The sequence below is a fragment of the Acinetobacter sp. SCLZS86 genome, from assembly GCF_021560715.1.
GTDB classification, from domain to species: Bacteria; Pseudomonadota; Gammaproteobacteria; order Pseudomonadales; family Moraxellaceae; genus Acinetobacter; species Acinetobacter towneri_A.
Genome location: NZ_CP090864.1, coordinates 2102844 through 2119516, shown reverse-complemented (window position 1 = coordinate 2119516; position 16673 = coordinate 2102844). Strand labels below are relative to the sequence as shown.

Below are 16673 nucleotides of genomic sequence, written 5' to 3'. Positions count from 1 at the left end.
AAAAATCGGTTAAAGTATTATTCATGCAACAAGTTGCAAAGCTAATTATATAAGGATTCATCATGACAACTCGCTATGCAAACATTCTAAAACCATTACATTTAGGGTTTACCACCATTAAAAACCGTGTCGTGATGGGTTCAATGCACACGGGATTGGAAGATCGTTTTTATAATTATCCAAAACTGGCTGCTTATTTTGGCGAACGTGCTAAAGGTGGCGTGGGTTTGATTATTACGGGCGGTATTTCACCTAACCGTCAAGGCTGGTTATTGCCTGCGGGTGGTACCATGAATACATTGGGTGATGTTGCACCGCATCGACTGGTGACACATGCAGTTCATAAGCATGGCGCGAAAATTTTAATGCAAATTCTGCATTCAGGACGCTACGGTTATCAGCCATTTGTGGTGTCTGCAAGCCCGATTAAATCTCCAATTTCACCATTTAAACCTCGTAAAATGAGTGAAAGACAAATTTTAAATACCATTGAAGATTACGCCAAAACAGCCAGTCTAGCCAAAATGGCAGGCTACGATGGTGTCGAAATTATGGGTTCGGAAGGCTATTTGCTGAACCAGTTTTTAAGCCGTCATGTGAATCAGCGTGAAGACCAATGGGGCGGTTCGATTGAAAATCGTATGCGTTTTGCTTTAGAAGTGGTGAAAGCTATTCGTGCTGAAGTAGGTGAGAAGTTTATTATTTGCTTCCGTTTGTCGATGCTTGATTTAGTACATGATGGCAACACCATGCAGGAAGTGATTACCGTTGCCCAAGCCTTGGAGCAAGCAGGTGTGAACTTACTCAATACTGGTATTGGCTGGCATGAAGCTCGTATTCCAACTATTGTGACATCTGTACCGCGTGCTGCTTTTGTGGATTACACAGCCGAGGTGAAAAAGCATGTTGAAATTCCTGTGATTGCCTCTAACCGTATTAATATGCCTGATACAGCAGAAGAAATTTTGGCAGCAGGTAAGGCGGATATGATTCAAATGGCACGCCCATTATTAGCAGATGCATTCTGGGTTAATAAAACTGCGACTAATCGTGTCAATGAAATCAACACGTGTATTGCCTGTAACCAAGCATGTTTAGATCATACCTTTAAAAATCAGCGTGCGACTTGTTTGGTCAATCCGCGTGCAGCCTACGAAACTGAATTGGTCTATGAGAAAACCAAGCAACCGAAGCGTATTGCCGTTGTGGGCGGTGGTGTTGCGGGAATGTCTGCAGCCACAGTTGCTGCCAGTCGTGGGCATCAGGTGACTTTATTTGAAGCCAGCAATGAAGTGGGTGGGCAATTCAATTTGGCTAAAGTCGTGCCAGGCAAAGAAGAATTTCATGAAACCATCCGCTACTTTAAAGTGCAAATTGAAAAAACTGGGGTCGATTTACGTTTAAATACCAAAGTCAACCGCGAGCAACTCGAACGTGAAGGTTTTGAGGAAGTTGTAATTGCAACAGGTGTTGTACCACGTGCTTTAAAAATTGAAGGTAGCGATGCACCGCAAGTATTGTCTTATGCAGAAGTATTACGTGGCGCACCTGTTGGTCAAAAAGTTGCTGTGATTGGTGCAGGCGGAATCGGTTTCGATGTGTCGGAGTTTTTACTGAAACCTGAACATCAGCCACAACCACAGCCATTAGTAGAATGGCAGCGTGAATGGGGAGTTGATCCAAATCCTAATTATGTGACTGAAGGCGGTATGTTGGCTCCAGAAGTACATCCACCTATTCGTGAGATTTACTTATTACAGCGTAAAACTACAGCTTTAGGCGCGGGTTTGGGTAAAACATCAGGTTGGGTGCATCGTGCACAATTGAAAAAACATGCAGTGCGTATGTTACGTGGGGTGCAGTATAAAGCCATTAGTAACGAAGGTTTGTGGATTGAAATGGCTGGGCAATCGCAACTGTTGCGTGTGGATAGTATTGTAGTCTGTGCTGGGCAAGAATCAGTTAAAGATTTAATGCCGAAGGCAGATGAAAATACTTTGGCTAATTATCATATTATTGGTGGGGCGAAACTTGCTGCAGAGTTAGATGCAAAACGTGCGATTCGTGAAGGAGCAGAGTTGGCAGCACAACTTTAAAAAGTTTAGGTGCTATGCTGTTGTTTTGATGAAACATACAGATAATTTGGTGAAACAATATTCATTTGATTGACTGGGTGCTATTTTTTACTTGTCATCAAATCAAAAGCTTCGTATCATGGCCCACATGGAAGCGTGGCAGAGCGGTTTAATGCACCGGTCTTGAAAACCGACGAGGGTGTGAGTCCTCCGTGAGTTCGAATCTCACCGCTTCCGCCAAATATCAACGACTTAGCCCTGACATCCTCAGGGCTTTGTTGTTTCTAGGGTTATGTAACGTAAGCCTGTAGTAAGCAAAAACAAAATTAAAAATAAATATCTTTCATTAAATCAGTGTATTGAAGTTCTTCTCTATGATAATTTACTTTGTATATTTCTTAGACTAAAGACAATGATATGAAAAAAATAATTGTGAGTATTTTAGCTTTTTCCATTTCTACTTTATCAATGGCTTATAAGCCACCAGTAGGCGAGAGTAAAAGTATTTCAGTAGAAGTTCAAGCAACAAAGGAAGAAATATTTAAAGCTTCTAAACGTACTTTGGCTTTAGAGGGATACCAGATAACAAGTTCAGACTTGGATGCAGGTGTGATAACCACAGCTTCTAAGGACTATAGAATAGATCCAAGTTATGCTGATTGTGGCAAGGTAATGGGTATTGATTATCTAAAAGATAAGCGAACAAAAACCACAGTAGCACAGAATATTATTATTGATGACAATTCTTTAAGTATTAAAAGTAATATTCAAGGTGAATATAAAGTTGGAAGCACAACATTTGATGTGACGCTAACTTGCTTGTCAAAAGGTTTAATTGAAGCGGATTTAGCAGACAAGATTAAAAGTAATCTAAAGTAGGGTAGAGATGAAAAGAGATTGGGAAATTATTAGACAGGTTCTTATTGCTGTTGAAGAAGATAGATTTGAAGACTATCTCCAAGAAACCGAAATGGAAAATAAAATATCAGTACTTGAAAATACTGTGCTTTTAATAGATTCAGGCTTCTTAAATGGCAAACCATTGTTAATGAGAGGTAGTGTAGCTCATGTGTCTATTAGTGGTCTTACTTGGGAAGGGCATGACCTTTTAGATACTATTAGAAGTAAGCCTGTATGGGAAAATATAAAAACTACAGCTTTAGAGAAGGGGCTTGAATTAACTTTTGACGTTGTTAAAGCACTTGGTGTTAAAGCTATTGCAATGATTGTAGGGAATTAAATAATGGAAGTTTTTACCATCGCGGAACAGCTTTATTACTTAACCTTAAAAATAAATACGTTAAGTGCTAACGGAGAACAAGGCTCTGGCACTGGATTTATTTATGGATATAAAAGTAAGCAAGATCCACAAATTGATTATTTATTTTTAGTTACCAATAAACATGTGATAGAAAATACAGTATCGGGTTCTATTGTGATGCATCTAGGAGAAAATAATCAACCCAAAATAGGTGAGACATTCAATTTGGATATTCAAAATCCTGCTTGGCAAGATATGTGGTTGGGGCATCCCGATCCTAATGTTGATATAGCTATTTGTCCTTTTGTCCCATTAATAAATTTTGTGAAGCAACAGTCGGGTAGACAGCCATTTTTTAGATGTGTATCAAATGCTAGTGTTCCCACCGAAGCTGTACTAAAAGATTTAGATGCATTAGAAAATATTACCTTTGTTGGTTATCCAAATGGAATTTGGGATAGTTATCATAATTTGCCAATTGTTCGAAAAGGCACAACTGCTACACCATTACAAATAGATTTTGAGAATCAACCTAAGTTTCTTATAGACGCTTCTGTGTTTGGGGGTTCCAGTGGTAGTCCAGTCTTTTTATGTGAAACTGGTGGGTATACTGATAAGAATAATAATACAATTATGGGAGGAAGTAGGTTCTACTTTTTAGGAGTAGTTGCTGCCGTTTATCTCAAACGTAATATAACTGATGTGATTTCCGTTCCAATTCCAACGGCAGTAAAACCAGCGGTTCAGTATCAAGAAATGATTGATTTAGGGATTGTATTTAAATCTCGGACTGTTAATGAGGTTGTTGAAGCTTTCTGCGCATTAAACAAAATAACTTTATAATAATTAACTCCTAGTATCATCTACTAATTGTTGTTGATGTGGTACAGCAATAGCTTCCCACTCATCATAAGATAAAATAGGTGGAAAAGCGGCTACTAATTTAATAGTAGTCGCTTTATTCTTTCTGTTGGTTTCGACTTTAGCTAAACGCCTTTGAAAGTCTTTTAATACCTTAGCCATTATCGGTATGACCACAATTAGGGTTAGGGTATTGTGCCCACAGTTGCCCCTGTAGCATGTTTTTAACCGTTACTGGTACTGTAGGAGGTACATAGTCGCTAAATGGGTGTAATGGGCTATTTAGCTTTTCTTCAAGCTTTGCAAATAAGGGTTTAATAAATACTTCCTCAAGTTCATCGCTAGAAGCATATAACGCCATGATGTGCATTAGATTATGCATTGCAACCAAACGTTCACTTGGTGAACCATGTGCAATATCCTGTGTAAATTTAAAACGTAAAAATTCATATTCTTCTCGTGTTGGCAGGTTCATTAGTGTTTCTCCAGTGCATTAATACGTTGTTCTAATTCATCAATCTGACGAATACCATTTAAAGCATTAATTGCTTCAATAATTTGTTTACCCACATCAGGCGCAACATTGCCGTCAGCAATAGCCTGTAAAACAGATTGTGCTTGTTCGGTTACACTTGCTGTGGCATCTAATTCAAACTGGACTGTTTCAGTCTGAGCTTTAAGCGTTGGCGCAATACGTGAAAGGACTAAGCTAGCCGCTTGCATATCGCCTGAAAGAGCAGATTGAATCACTACTTTGGCAATATCATCAGCATCAGCGAGTAGGGATTGATTTACTTTCATTCGTTTATCAATAATCCCTTTTGGGCGACCTTGTGGGTTAGGGGAGTTCATCCCCTTACGCCAATTTGGATTTCCTGCTGTTTTAGTCTTTGAATTTGTGGTCATTACAATTCCTTGATCTAAACTATTAATTATCAATTTCAAAGATCGACACGTTGGTCTTTTAAAATGAACGCTTGTTCTGCTTCATTTTTTGCTTTGCGAAGTTTTTGAATAACGTGTGATGGTTTACCTACTGCTTTTTCTACTTCTTTAAATACCAAGCCACCACGTTCACCCAGTAACGTTGCTGCATTCTTCATTACTTTTAATCGCTTAGCTAAAGCAGGATTTTGAATTTCATGGAGCTGACGTGTGTAATGTTGAACTTCAATATCTGTTAAGCCTGAAAGGTATGATGGAGCACCTAAAAGAGCTTGAAGTGTTTGCAAGTCTTTTTTCTGCTGTGCTTCTTCAATGAATTTGCGACGCTTGCTGTTATTCATATTTTTAACATGCGAGCGGATTTCATTAGCCACAGGGTCATTAGCACCTGCTTTCAAAGGTGTGGTTAGTTCCTTTTCAATATGAGCAATGCTTTTACTTAGGTTTGCATTTGCAGAATCAATAGATTTAGTAATTTTAAGAAGCTTCTTATTGGCAAAGTCATCAGTTTGGATTAATTGAGCTGCTTCATTCCAAACAGGATTTCGCTTACTTGCTTCACGTGCTTTATGAATATCATTGATACCTTCGTAGGCTTCACTCAATGCTTGTGCAGCAATGTGAACATAAGAAGCAGTTTCTTCATCATAGCCTTGAAGGTGCTTGATATTGTCGGGATGTAGTGATGGTGTAATTAGAGGATATATAGACATTTTGAACTCGCATACTGGTTGCATAATTACTTATTGCTTACAACATACGAAAAACAAATTAAAATGGCGACGAAATCAAATAGATGCAAATTATTTACAGCAAATAACAAATTATATGGGGGTATAAACAAGCGTTTTTGTAGTGCGAAAAACAGCCGTTTTAAGCGAGTTTTTAGGGTAGCCAGTACCTTTGTACCAACCGAGTGCTTAAAGAGGCTATTTACCCCTGAAAGTCGTGCTAATTTCGTTATGTTTAAACCTGTATTTCGGGGTAAAGGGTTTAGTAATTTAATTAGCAGCAAGTAATCATATTTTTAACCACAGTATTAATAAGATCGCTGGGGCATGTAATCTATTGAGCTAAGAAATAGTTATACAAATGAACGAAAATAATAAGTGAACCCCCTATATGAGAAAAAAATAATTTTGTATAGGGGGGTGGGTTCACCAGTAGGGTTCGCTACCTAAAGGTATATACCCTCTAGCGAACCCTATTCGCTAGGGTATCGGGGGTAGGTCGGGTTCACCAAATTAACCTACTGGTGAACCCTTAGCGAACCCCTAGTGAACCCTAATAATTTGGTGAACCCCCTAGTGGTGCTTGGTTCGATATAACTTTTAAGTGGGGATTGCCATTGTGTTTATCGCTTTTAATTTTTTCTGTTGCTAATAAACGGTCAACAGCAGAGTAAATTCTCTTTTGGGTAATATCCCATTTCACTTTCATTTCATTTAGCTGACCTTTTAGTGAGTTTTTACTTGGGTAATTACCTTGACTACACTCACGAGAAATCCAGTTCCAAATAAAAATATCATCCGATTTATCAAGCTCAGCTAATTCTTGTTTTTCTAACTCTGATTTTTGTATTGTGGTTATATCGATTATTGGGGACACTGCTAATGAAGTAATTGCTTTACCATTATCCTCATTGCCAGTATTAATTATATTCAATGTAAAATTATAATCTAAAGAATCATCGCCATCTTTAGATTTGGCAATTTTAAAACTTGCTTTACGCTTGTTTTTATCTGCAATACATTCTAAAGCAAAGTCTAAAGAAGCATATAAACTGGAGTGTCCTCGCATACCTTTATCATTAGCTTTACCAGTGTGGTGAACAATCAATACAACGCCTCCAAGCTCTTGTTGAATATATTGGAAAGTTTTAATCATATAGCCCATATCTTTACTACTGTTTTCATCCATGTCGCCCCCTGCCTGAGCAAGTGTATCAATGCAAATAACACCTCCATCTAACCCAGCATCTTTAATTTTTTCAATTAGATAATCAATATTAGAGTTGTCTCTAAAATTAATATTAATGTCACGATTAAGATTATTGATATTTGAGTTGGTACGGTTATGAATTTTCCAAGCTTTAATCCTTTTAGGTATTCCAGCATTGCCCTCTAAAGCAATATAGATTACAGGTTTCTTCTTAGTATCTTTTCCGAACCAAGCTTTCCCATTACCTATATGGGCTAATAGGTCGATTGTTAAAAATGACTTATATGAGCCTGATTTGCCATAAATAGCGCCAATACCAGTTTCAGGGATAATGTCATCCACTAGCCAAGACGGAGGAGGTAGCTTTTCTAAATCTTCATCAGTCATGAAAAATGGTAATTTGGATTTATTAAACTTTTTTTCAGCATGATTTTTTAATAATTGCTCAGCAATTTCTTTTCCCTCCTGAATAGATTTTGCTGCCTCAATATTATCTACCATCGTATGTAAACGAGCTTTATTAATGGTGCGATTAATATAATCTTTACGCTTTGCCTTTTTTCGTTTTCCAAGGTTTGATTGATGCCATAAACGAATAAGTTGTTCGTTATTAGGTGTATAGAATGCAAGGATTTGAACTAACGATGCATCAGCTTGACTGTGGTCAAGACCAATAGTATGTAAATCTGTATCTAATTCAGCATTCCATAATGCTAGAAATTTATGCTTATTTTCTGCATTAAAAGCTTTTTCAATAATTAACTCATCAGATTCAACTTGAGGTTGGTCATCTATTGGCTCAATGTCACTTGTTAACTTTAATGGTGATAATTGCGTCACCATATTATTCAAAAATTCAGAACGTTCATTAATTGAATGATTTTTGTAGATATTACCTGTACAAACAATAAAACGTTCTTGACTATAAAGTTCAACACCTTCACGACGTCGACCCTTGCCAATATTGCCTTTGACCCATATATGGAATCCTTTTCCACTTCGAGAATATTCAGTAAAACTTGCAAAGTTTAGAATAATACGCTGATAGAGTTCATATTGGTCTGGTGTAGTCCATTGCGATGCGTCTGTGCAGTTACTAGCATCCTTAACATCAAGGTCAATACAGGTAAATGGATCGTCTGCGCTTAGCATGTATCCAATGCAGTAACCTTGCTGTTTTACTTCAATACCGTGTTTGTCTGTGTGTGACGTTACCCTGTCACGATTGTTCCATGCAAAGGTGCAAGCATCATTAAAGTTCATCCATGTTGCAGGGTCATTTGATTTAGCAGGAACGGGATAGCCATCTACAACATAAAGGGGGGCTTTACTTGCTCCACTTACAGCCCATTGAGCACGCTCTTTTAATTCCTCGGGAATATTAGCCCACAGATTTGAATCATTAATAATGACAGAGGTTTGCTGTGGGGCTTGGCTGCCTTGCGTAGTTTGCTGTGGTAAAATAGGGGTACGGTTTAAGCTATTCATGCCAGTTTATTCCTATCAAAAAGACTGCTTCGGCAGTCTTTTTTTTGATTGTATGTTTACGATAGGCTTAGGTCGGGAGAGGTGTTGGACACAGGTTTCAATAAGCGCAATACGTTTAAGGTTTAGAACAGAAAATTAATTATTTGTCGGAGGTTTGAATTGAATACGAAGACGTACTTGAATGCGCTTGTGCTTCAAGCCATGCCATTAAGGTTGAACGTAAATAACGGACACGTGACTGGGTATCTGATCCCACTTTAATAAATTGTGGTCCTTTACCTTTAGTACGCCATATTTCAAGGGTGTTCTTTTTAAAGCCAAGTAATGAAGCGGCTTCTTTAGTCGTCAGTAAATCTTTATGATTGTTTGCTGAAATAGTCATGTCAAAAGTTCCTTTAGTAATGAGCTATCTGACATGCAATAAAAAAGGGACAGATAGCTCAAGTTTAAATTAACCTTGAAGCCTCTATCCCATGATAGATACAAGCTTAATAATGTAACCCATGTTACGTGAATATTAAGCGAGGTGTTTGCAGTTAAAAACAACTATATTATGTTTTATGTTAATGCACAAATGATTTTTTATGATTAACTTTTATCAATCCAATCAGCCACTTGCTGAACTTCGGGGCGTAAATATTGCAAGTGCGTAGTTTCTAAATAATGAATTGCTGTAACCCCTTTAGGCACATGGTTTGTCAGCAATTCAACCTTGTTTAAATCAATACCACAATGCGCCACTCCTATTGTGGTAAACGTCCGTCTAAGGTCATGTGCTGTAATTGGTGTTCCAGCAACTTCACTCATACGTTTCAATGAATCTCTAGGGTCAATAATGTGTCCTGACTTTGACCATGAAGCAAAAACAAAAGGTGAACTCTCTGTTCTAGGTCTAGCTTTGAGCAGCTCTATTGCTTGAGTTGATAAGGGTAAATAGACAGGATTGTGGTTTTTAGGGTCGGGTATATGCCACCATGCTTCCTCTAAATTAACTCTATCCCAAGTTAAAGAACGAGCTTCGCCTAATCGTGCGCCTGTGAGCATTAGGAAAATAATTAAATCAATGCTTGCTAGAGTTTCACGGTTAAAAGCAGTTTCCCTTGTTGACCACAGGTATTTCCAAACATCATTTACCTTAGAATCAGGAATACGACTGGTACGAGGTTTTAATTTCACCATTTTCTTTTTAAGAATATTTACAGGGTTTTCCTGAATTAATGGTGTGCCATCTTCCTTTCTATATTCATCGATTGCGTAATTAATTAATGCTCTTAATACGCTGAATGCTTGATTAGCTTGGGCAGGTGCAGGGGCATTACCACGTAAACCATGTTCTTTAAGTTGGTTGTAGCGTTTATTCACATCCTCACGGTTTATGGCTGCAATAGGAGTATCCTGCCATGCTTCAAAACTTGTGGTCACATGTCTACGAATTTCACTTTGCGAACTTGCTTTAAGCGACCTGTCTTTAATGTAAGAGTCGCAGACTTCGCGTAACGTAATAGACATTAATGCATGTGCTTTTGCCTGCGCTGTTGGGCTTGTACCCATGCGCATTGTGCGTAAATGCTCGCGGGCAATGTCACGTGCTTGGTCAGGGGCAAAGACACCATACTGCCCGATAGTAATGCGCTCAGAGCGACCATTAACACGGTTTTGCACAATAAAGCTAACACGACCTTTAGGGGTAACTCGAATACCGAAACCTTTTAATTCAGTATCCCATTCAAATTTATCTTTGTTGATTGGTGCAGGGTATTTGTCGATGAAGCTCTTAGTCAACTTAGGCATGATAGAACTCCTCACCGACATTGTAGTTGGCGATAAATGTAGTATGATTCATTTGTTGTTTCCTAGTAGGGATATAACCACAGGCAAGGACTATTGGCGTAGTCGCTTGCCTTTTTTGCACTGTAACTCGTAAGCAATTTGTAAGCGATACAGGGAAAGCATAAACAAGCTACATAAAACAAAATATAGCTTCAAGGCATTGTTTTGTAAAGGAATGTATGGCTTACTAAATGTTAATAAAGCCCAGTAAAGTGTAAGTCCCAATAACTTGAAAACCGACGAGGGTGTGAGTCCTCCGTGAGTTCGAATCTCACCGCTTCCGCCAAATTTTAAGATAAGCCCTTGTATTTGCAAGGGCTTATTTTTTGTCTGTGTTTTTACCCCACAACCTACCCCTCATCAAATTTCGGATTGGATTGGCTTTTTTTAGCTGTATTTAGAAGATTAAGGAATGTAGTTTAAAAAACTGTATTTAAATCTAACTATATTCTTATTCAAACATTTCATAATTCTAAATATTTTCACTATTCATTCACTTAGCTTGCTTGACGCTATATAACGTGCAGATTATCCTTAGCCTGCTGACCTACATCGTCAGCGGGTTTTAGCAGACCCATTTACCTAAGTACACTAAAAAGTCTAACTTTTTGGTGGGTATCCCTACGTGCCCCCCTCTGCGGCGGAACGGGAGGGGGGACGTCTTCGGACGTGCTGATTTCTTAGGTATCAGTCTGCTAACCCGTCTTCTGTTTCGCCACCATCATTTAGCAGTGATTTGGTGAAACTTCTTTATACCTAAGGAGTACGCCATGTGCTTACATCAAGACCGTCTTTTATATTTCTCTTTTTTTTATGTGTGTGCCCGATCTACACCACAGGGGTAATGTGACCTGATGCTCTGTATTTCACGCATTGCTGTGTCGATGACTTTCTAAGAATAAAACTTTTTCAATTACATATTACCGATATGAAGATGAATCTCTCATGCTGTTTTGAGGGGCGTAGATTTGTGTGCTTTATCGTCTATAACACTTCAAAAAAACATAGATATTCATTCCAATATTTATGACATGGGGAACACTGTGTCTGATTAAGACCAAGACCAGTGATGCCTATAAAAAAGAGAAAATGATGATGTTTAAAACTTTCCTAAAAACGACCCTGATTTCATCACTACTTGCAGGCGCATCATTGGCGCAGGCAGGCTGGTTTGCACAAGCCAGTGAATCCTACCTTGTTCAAGCACGTCATACAGGCGGTGGGGTTTATCAATGTCTTTATAAAACCAATCCTGGCAACCGTGGTTGGCGTAATTTCACGGTGAACTTTCAAGGTGGTTGTCCACGCTTTGTTCACTTTAATGCGCAGAATGGTCAAGTCACTGTGCCCAACTAAATGAGGGGAACATTCAAATGACCCAAAAAACCATATTGGGCTTGGCGGCAATCTTAGCCCTGACCTTGATCAGCATCGCAGGCTTCTACTTCTTTAGCCCTAAATACGCAACTGAAAAAACGGTTCCAGCCAACACTTCTGAGGTCAGCTCTGCACAACTTTTAGAATCCGCCGGTTCAGAAGCAGTATCCACTGAGATTGCAGCAGCAGAAGTGGATGGGATCGATGTCAAAGAATTGACCACGGGAAGAAAAAGTCTAAGTCCATCAGATCATGAACCTGAATTGCTGAGTTTTGAGTTTGATCAAAACCTTAAGGCGGTGGATACCTTACTGTCGATGCTGCCCTATGATCAACTGCCTGAATTTGAGCAGGACAATATAGACAAGTATCAACGCTATATCTTTGCCAAAGCCGCAAAAGATACAGGCAAATCAGTGCAAGACTTTAGCTTGCAAGAACATGGCGCACTGGAGTCGGAGCAAGCGGGTAATCGCTACTACGTTTATAAATTTGATAACGGCACAGACTGTGAAATCCATTTGGCCAGCATTGATTTAAATACAGGCGATTATGGCGTGAGCTATAACTACTGCTAAGGATGAACTAGATGAAGCAACTTTTAAAACCCTTACTCATCGCAGTGACTACAACGACAGGCATCATGTTGAGTGGCTGTAATGCAGGTCTTGATCCAAACACGTTTACGGTCGAACTCGATGTAATTGATACCAGTAACTGGTATGCCCAAAATCAATCCGCTACGGTATTGACCATCCGTTCCAATATTGCAGAGCCTATCGATGTCAGCCATGTTTCTGTCAATCATGGACAATGCCGTTATGAAGGCTATCGTCGATCATTGGAATATCCGCAGCATTTTAAGATGGGGCAACGTTTAAGACTGAAATTAACAGACTGTAGCTACAGTAATGTGGTGCAGGTTGATGTCGAAACAGATAAAGGCACTGCAAGCTATAACTTTCAATAGCGACTCTCCTCGCCAAAGTAAAATTTAAATCAAACCGTGTCCTCAATGGGCACGGTTTTTTTATGCCCTCAATTCAGCTTTTCGTACCCAATTCATTTAACAAGGAATATTCAATGTCCTTAATTCAATGCCCCTATTGTCAATCCACCTATGTCAGACAGACTGATTCAAGTCATGCAAACGCCAACTATTTCGAACAACTGCAACGCTGTATTTCACCGACACAGATGGCGCTGTTCGGCATGCAGCTTGCCAAAAAGGCAGGATTCCCGCCTTTTACAGGCGCAGCCATCGGTGTTGTGGTGGGTGGTGTATTGGTTATTGTCAGTCAGTACTGCTATGAAAAATATTACAGCAATGCCGAGCAGTATCTCTGTTTGGATTGCCAACAAACGTTTGCATGGGTGCCGTAATCGCATCTCTGACTTTACACGGTTACATCTTTGAATAGATGGATTGTTTAAACCCTTACAGCGCATTTCTGCATTTTCACATCTTTCACTTTTATTTAAGGAATAATCAAAATGGCACATCAACTTGAACAAATGGCGTATGTCGGACAAACCCCGTGGCATGGTCTGGGCAATCAACTTAGCCAAAACCAACCGATTGAAGTCTGGGCCAAGCAAGCAGGTATGGATTGGCGCATTGAATCATCCAATGTCAGTTACATGGCTCAAAACTCACGTGGACAAAGCATCATCATGCCGTATGAAGAACAACGGGTACTGTACCGTTCAGATACTCATGCCCCTTTATCGGTGGTGAGTCAGCGTTATCAGGAAGTCCAACCGATGGAAATTCTGGAGTTCTACCGTGATCTAACCGAGCAATCCGGCTTTGAACTGGAAACCGCAGGTGTACTTAAAGGTGGGAAAAAGTTCTGGGCCTTGGCACGCACAGGCCAAACAGCAGAATTGAAAGGTGGGGATGTCAGCAATGGCTATATCCTGCTGGCAACAGCATGTGATGGCACCTTAGCCACAACCGCACAATTCACCAATATCCGTGTGGTGTGCAATAACACCTTAGCGATTGCCTTACGAGGGCAGAGTTCCAATGCAGGCGTGGTCAAAGTACCGCACAGTACTAAGTTTGATGCCGACAAAGTCAAAGATCAACTCGGTATTTCAGTGAAAACATGGTACGACCACATGTATGAAATGAAACAACTTACCCAACGTAAAGTCACCCAGAAGGAAGCAGCAGCTTATTTTGATGCGGTATTTAACAACAATAGCCTAAGTGCGATGGAACAGGAGGATAACATTATTCAGTACTACCGTAATGTCGCGTCTCAAGCCAATCCACAACCCAATAAAACTGAACCGAATGGACGTGCCATGACCAAAGTCATGAATATGTTTAATGGGCAGGGACGTGGGGCAGACTTATCTTCAGCCAAAGACACCGCCTATGGACTGCTTTGTGCAATCACCGAATTTGTAGATCATGAACGTCGCGCGATGAGTACCGATCACCGCCTTGACTCTGCTTGGTTTGGTGCAGGCGCAGCATTGAAACAACGTGGATTGGAACAAGCTTTACACTTAGCTGTTTAAGCTTGATTTAATCTTGAGATTTTATCATCAGGGCATGTGATCAGCACGATCAAGTGTCCTCCTAATCAACGATCCCTCTTTGCCACATCTTCGGATGTGGCTTTTTTTATGCCGTTTTAAAATCAATGATAGAAGGATAAACCCATGAATCAGATTATAAACCCAACAGTAACGTCTCAATCTCAGTATTTACCAACTATAGCCAATGACAAGCCTAAACAAAGTCAATCAGGTTCAAAACGCAGCTTAAATGCCAAACGTCTGATCAACACCAAACAACTGGACTATCAGGCATGGCTGGAAGTGCGTAAACAGGGAATAGGCAGCAGTGATGCCGCAGCTGCCTGTGGCTTGAATCCTTATATGTCGATGCTAGAACTGTGGATGATTAAAACAGGACGGGTACAGCAAAATATTGAAGATGAAAGCTCAGGACATGCACCTTTATATTGGGGCAAACAGTTGGAACCCTTGGTCGCAGAATACTACAGCATGCACACCAACAATAAAGTCCGTCGGGTCAATGCTGTACTGCAGCATCCTGATCCTGACAAAGCCTTTATGTTGGCAAACTTGGATTATGCCGTGGTGGGCAATGAAGAAGTACAAATACTGGAATGCAAAACTGCAGGGGAATATGGTGCCAAACTGTGGAAGGAAGGCGTACCTCTGTATGTACTGTGTCAAGTACAACATCAACTGGCGGTGACAGGCAAGCAAGCGGCACATATTTGTGTGTTGCTGTGTGGGCAGGAAACCAAAATCTACAAAGTCAGTCGTAATGAAGCTCTGATTGAACAGATCATTCAGGCAGAACGGCTGTTTTGGGAATGTGTAGAAAATGATGTTCCACCAGCAGTGGATGCCAGTGAATCGGCAGCCAAAGCTTTACAACAGCTCTATCCTGAACATACCCCACTGAGCTGTGTTGATCTAACGGAGGTGGAACTTGCCAATGAACTGTTTGATCAGCTGATACAGGAGAAACAGCAGATTGAACAGCACCAAAGCCAATTTGACCTACTTAAACACCGTGTTCAGGCACTGATGCAGGAACATGAACGTGCCGTATTTCAGCAAGGCTCGGTGACTTGGAAAAAGAGCAAGGACAGTATCAGCCTAGACATCAAGTCCTTACTTCAGCACCAACCTGAACTCATCCAACAGTACCCACTGCAGAAAGCAGGCAGTCGTCGTTTCAACATTTATCACGATTAGCTCAAAGTTTAGAGTTAATCACTCAGCAAGAAGAAATCTGAAATCCCGTGCAGCCCTGCATGGGATTTTTTTATGCCGATTTTATTTTAAGCACATAGGACAACACATCTAAACATCTCAACGACAGAGGAATTTCAACATGATTAAAGGTTTAGCAATCACACCACCCATCTTGGGACGGATCAGTATTGGCCGTGTAATAGAAAAGAATGGCAAGCGTCTGCCAGAGAAAGACGATCAGTTCACCATTACCAGTCAAATACAGGGTAAGGACGGTTGGATTAAACACCCCTTGGATGAGCAATTGCGTAGTCAAGCACCGAATCAAAAGCTGCGTAGCATCCCTGTACGTATGATCTTCAATGACCCTGAACTCAATCTTCGAGCTGAATATAGTTTATTTGACCGACAGACAGGTCGCCCGATTTGTGTGGGGAATGGTCAGACGTGTCAGCGTATGACATCACAAGGTGTAGAGCAACATCCTTGTCCATCCCCCGACTTATGCCCACTTGGACAGGGTGGACATTGTAAGCCTTATGGACGCCTGCATGTCAATTTAGGCGAAGCCGATGAGTTTGGGACTTTTATCTTCAGAACCACTGGTTTTAACAGCATTCGCACTTTGGCAGCACGTTTGAATTACTACCATGCGGCATCAGGTGGTTTGTTGTCGTGTTTGCCGTTGCAGCTCACGTTGCGTGGGAAAAGCACAACCCAAAGCTATCGTCAGCCCGTGTATTACGTGGATTTAACGTTACGGGAAGGCGTGGATTTACAAACAGCAATTCAGACAGCCAAGGAGATTGACCAACAGGGAAAACAGGCAGGGTTTGATCAGGCGGCATTAGATCAGATTGCACGGCAGGGTTTTGCCAATGCCAAGTTTGAGGTGCATGCAGAGGAGGGGATGGAATTGCTGGAGGAGTTTTATCCACACAGTGACAGTGCTGTAGATACAGAGCATTCAGCGCAATTGAGCTATGTGCAGGAGATTCAGCAGGGGTTGCAGCAGAGTGTTAGAGCTGTGAATTGAGCACAGTTGAATTATCTAGTCAGTTTGGTAAGTCAATTAATGGATTCTGAACAAGTTGGCTAGTCACTAATTGAAGGGAGCTTTGGCTCCCTTAATTTTTTTGGGTAAG

The 16673-nt window shown here is 40.4% G+C and carries 18 protein-coding genes and 1 tRNA gene; 12 read left to right on the top strand and 7 right to left on the bottom strand.

The window, feature by feature from the left end:
- Window positions 1-62: 62 nt before the first annotated feature.
- The 5 genes from LZP46_RS10165 to LZP46_RS10145 all read left to right on the top strand — a co-directional run bounded on the left by LZP46_RS10165 (window position 63) and on the right by LZP46_RS10145 (window position 4179).
- Complete coding sequence (locus LZP46_RS10165; RefSeq protein ID WP_236093751.1) at window positions 63-2096, top strand: NADPH-dependent 2,4-dienoyl-CoA reductase; 2034 nt, start codon at window positions 63-65, stop codon at window positions 2094-2096.
- Window positions 2097-2225: 129 nt separating this feature from the next.
- Window positions 2226-2315, top strand: a tRNA-Ser gene (locus tag LZP46_RS10160).
- Between the two features lie 177 nt (window positions 2316-2492).
- Entirely contained in the window at window positions 2493-2954 is a 462-nt protein-coding gene (locus LZP46_RS10155; RefSeq protein WP_178319571.1) for a hypothetical protein, read from the top strand.
- Window positions 2955-2961: 7 nt separating this feature from the next.
- Window positions 2962-3315 carry a DUF2513 domain-containing protein gene (locus tag LZP46_RS10150; RefSeq protein WP_178319572.1) on the top strand — a complete coding sequence of 118 codons (354 nt, stop codon included), beginning with the start codon at window positions 2962-2964 and terminating at the stop codon, window positions 3313-3315.
- 3 nt (window positions 3316-3318) lie between these two features.
- Complete coding sequence (locus LZP46_RS10145) at window positions 3319-4179, top strand: trypsin-like peptidase domain-containing protein (protein WP_178319573.1); 861 nt, start codon at window positions 3319-3321, stop codon at window positions 4177-4179.
- A 3-nt stretch (window positions 4180-4182) separates the two neighbouring features.
- Here the strand turns inward: LZP46_RS10145 and LZP46_RS10140 are convergent, their stop codons facing one another.
- The 7 genes from LZP46_RS10140 to LZP46_RS10110 form a co-directional block, all read right to left on the bottom strand.
- Window positions 4183-4359: a hypothetical protein gene (locus LZP46_RS10140; protein ID WP_171290418.1), complete on the bottom strand. Its 177-nt coding sequence runs from the start codon at window positions 4357-4359 to the stop codon at window positions 4183-4185.
- Window positions 4352-4672 carry a hypothetical protein gene (locus LZP46_RS10135; RefSeq protein ID WP_178319574.1) on the bottom strand — a complete coding sequence of 107 codons (321 nt, stop codon included), beginning with the start codon at window positions 4670-4672 and terminating at the stop codon, window positions 4352-4354. The genes LZP46_RS10140 and LZP46_RS10135 overlap by 8 nt, the downstream gene beginning before the upstream one ends.
- Window positions 4672-5103 (bottom strand): DUF5681 domain-containing protein, encoded by a 432-nt coding sequence (locus tag LZP46_RS10130; protein WP_004998933.1) that lies wholly within the window; start codon window positions 5101-5103, stop codon window positions 4672-4674. The genes LZP46_RS10135 and LZP46_RS10130 overlap by 1 nt, the downstream gene beginning before the upstream one ends.
- A 35-nt stretch (window positions 5104-5138) precedes the next feature.
- Window positions 5139-5855: a hypothetical protein gene (locus LZP46_RS10125; RefSeq protein WP_178319575.1), complete on the bottom strand. Its 717-nt coding sequence runs from the start codon at window positions 5853-5855 to the stop codon at window positions 5139-5141.
- Window positions 5856-6426: 571 nt separating this feature from the next.
- The gene (locus LZP46_RS10120) at window positions 6427-8571 is read right to left on the bottom strand and encodes a phage NrS-1 polymerase family protein (protein WP_236093750.1); all 2145 of its coding nucleotides are present in this window, start codon (window positions 8569-8571) and stop codon (window positions 6427-6429) included.
- A gap of 139 nt (window positions 8572-8710) precedes the next feature.
- On the bottom strand, window positions 8711-8953 hold the full coding sequence (locus LZP46_RS10115; RefSeq protein ID WP_178319577.1) for a helix-turn-helix transcriptional regulator: 243 nt from the start codon (window positions 8951-8953) through the stop codon (window positions 8711-8713).
- A gap of 206 nt (window positions 8954-9159) precedes the next feature.
- Window positions 9160-10362 carry a tyrosine-type recombinase/integrase gene (locus LZP46_RS10110; RefSeq protein WP_178319647.1) on the bottom strand — a complete coding sequence of 401 codons (1203 nt, stop codon included), beginning with the start codon at window positions 10360-10362 and terminating at the stop codon, window positions 9160-9162.
- A gap of 1134 nt (window positions 10363-11496) precedes the next feature.
- On the opposite strand from LZP46_RS10110, the gene LZP46_RS10105 reads away from it, so the two are divergent.
- The 7 genes from LZP46_RS10105 (at window position 11497) to LZP46_RS10075 (ending at window position 16564) form a co-directional block, all read left to right on the top strand.
- On the top strand, window positions 11497-11757 hold the full coding sequence (locus LZP46_RS10105) for a hypothetical protein (RefSeq protein ID WP_002058491.1): 261 nt from the start codon (window positions 11497-11499) through the stop codon (window positions 11755-11757).
- Window positions 11758-11774: 17 nt separating this feature from the next.
- Window positions 11775-12356, top strand: coding sequence for a hypothetical protein (locus LZP46_RS10100; protein ID WP_058972171.1), 582 nt, complete (start codon window positions 11775-11777; stop codon window positions 12354-12356).
- Window positions 12357-12367: 11 nt separating this feature from the next.
- Window positions 12368-12748: a hypothetical protein gene (locus LZP46_RS10095; RefSeq protein ID WP_058972172.1), complete on the top strand. Its 381-nt coding sequence runs from the start codon at window positions 12368-12370 to the stop codon at window positions 12746-12748.
- Between the two features lie 113 nt (window positions 12749-12861).
- The gene (locus LZP46_RS10090) at window positions 12862-13161 is read left to right on the top strand and encodes a hypothetical protein (protein WP_058972173.1); all 300 of its coding nucleotides are present in this window, start codon (window positions 12862-12864) and stop codon (window positions 13159-13161) included.
- Window positions 13162-13272: 111 nt separating this feature from the next.
- Entirely contained in the window at window positions 13273-14310 is a 1038-nt protein-coding gene (locus LZP46_RS10085; RefSeq protein ID WP_079548917.1) for a DUF932 domain-containing protein, read from the top strand.
- A 144-nt stretch (window positions 14311-14454) separates the two neighbouring features.
- Window positions 14455-15528: a YqaJ viral recombinase family nuclease gene (locus tag LZP46_RS10080; protein ID WP_086260878.1), complete on the top strand. Its 1074-nt coding sequence runs from the start codon at window positions 14455-14457 to the stop codon at window positions 15526-15528.
- Between the two features lie 139 nt (window positions 15529-15667).
- Window positions 15668-16564 carry a recombination directionality factor gene (locus LZP46_RS10075; RefSeq protein WP_017395932.1) on the top strand — a complete coding sequence of 299 codons (897 nt, stop codon included), beginning with the start codon at window positions 15668-15670 and terminating at the stop codon, window positions 16562-16564.
- Window positions 16565-16673: the final 109 nt, after the last annotated feature.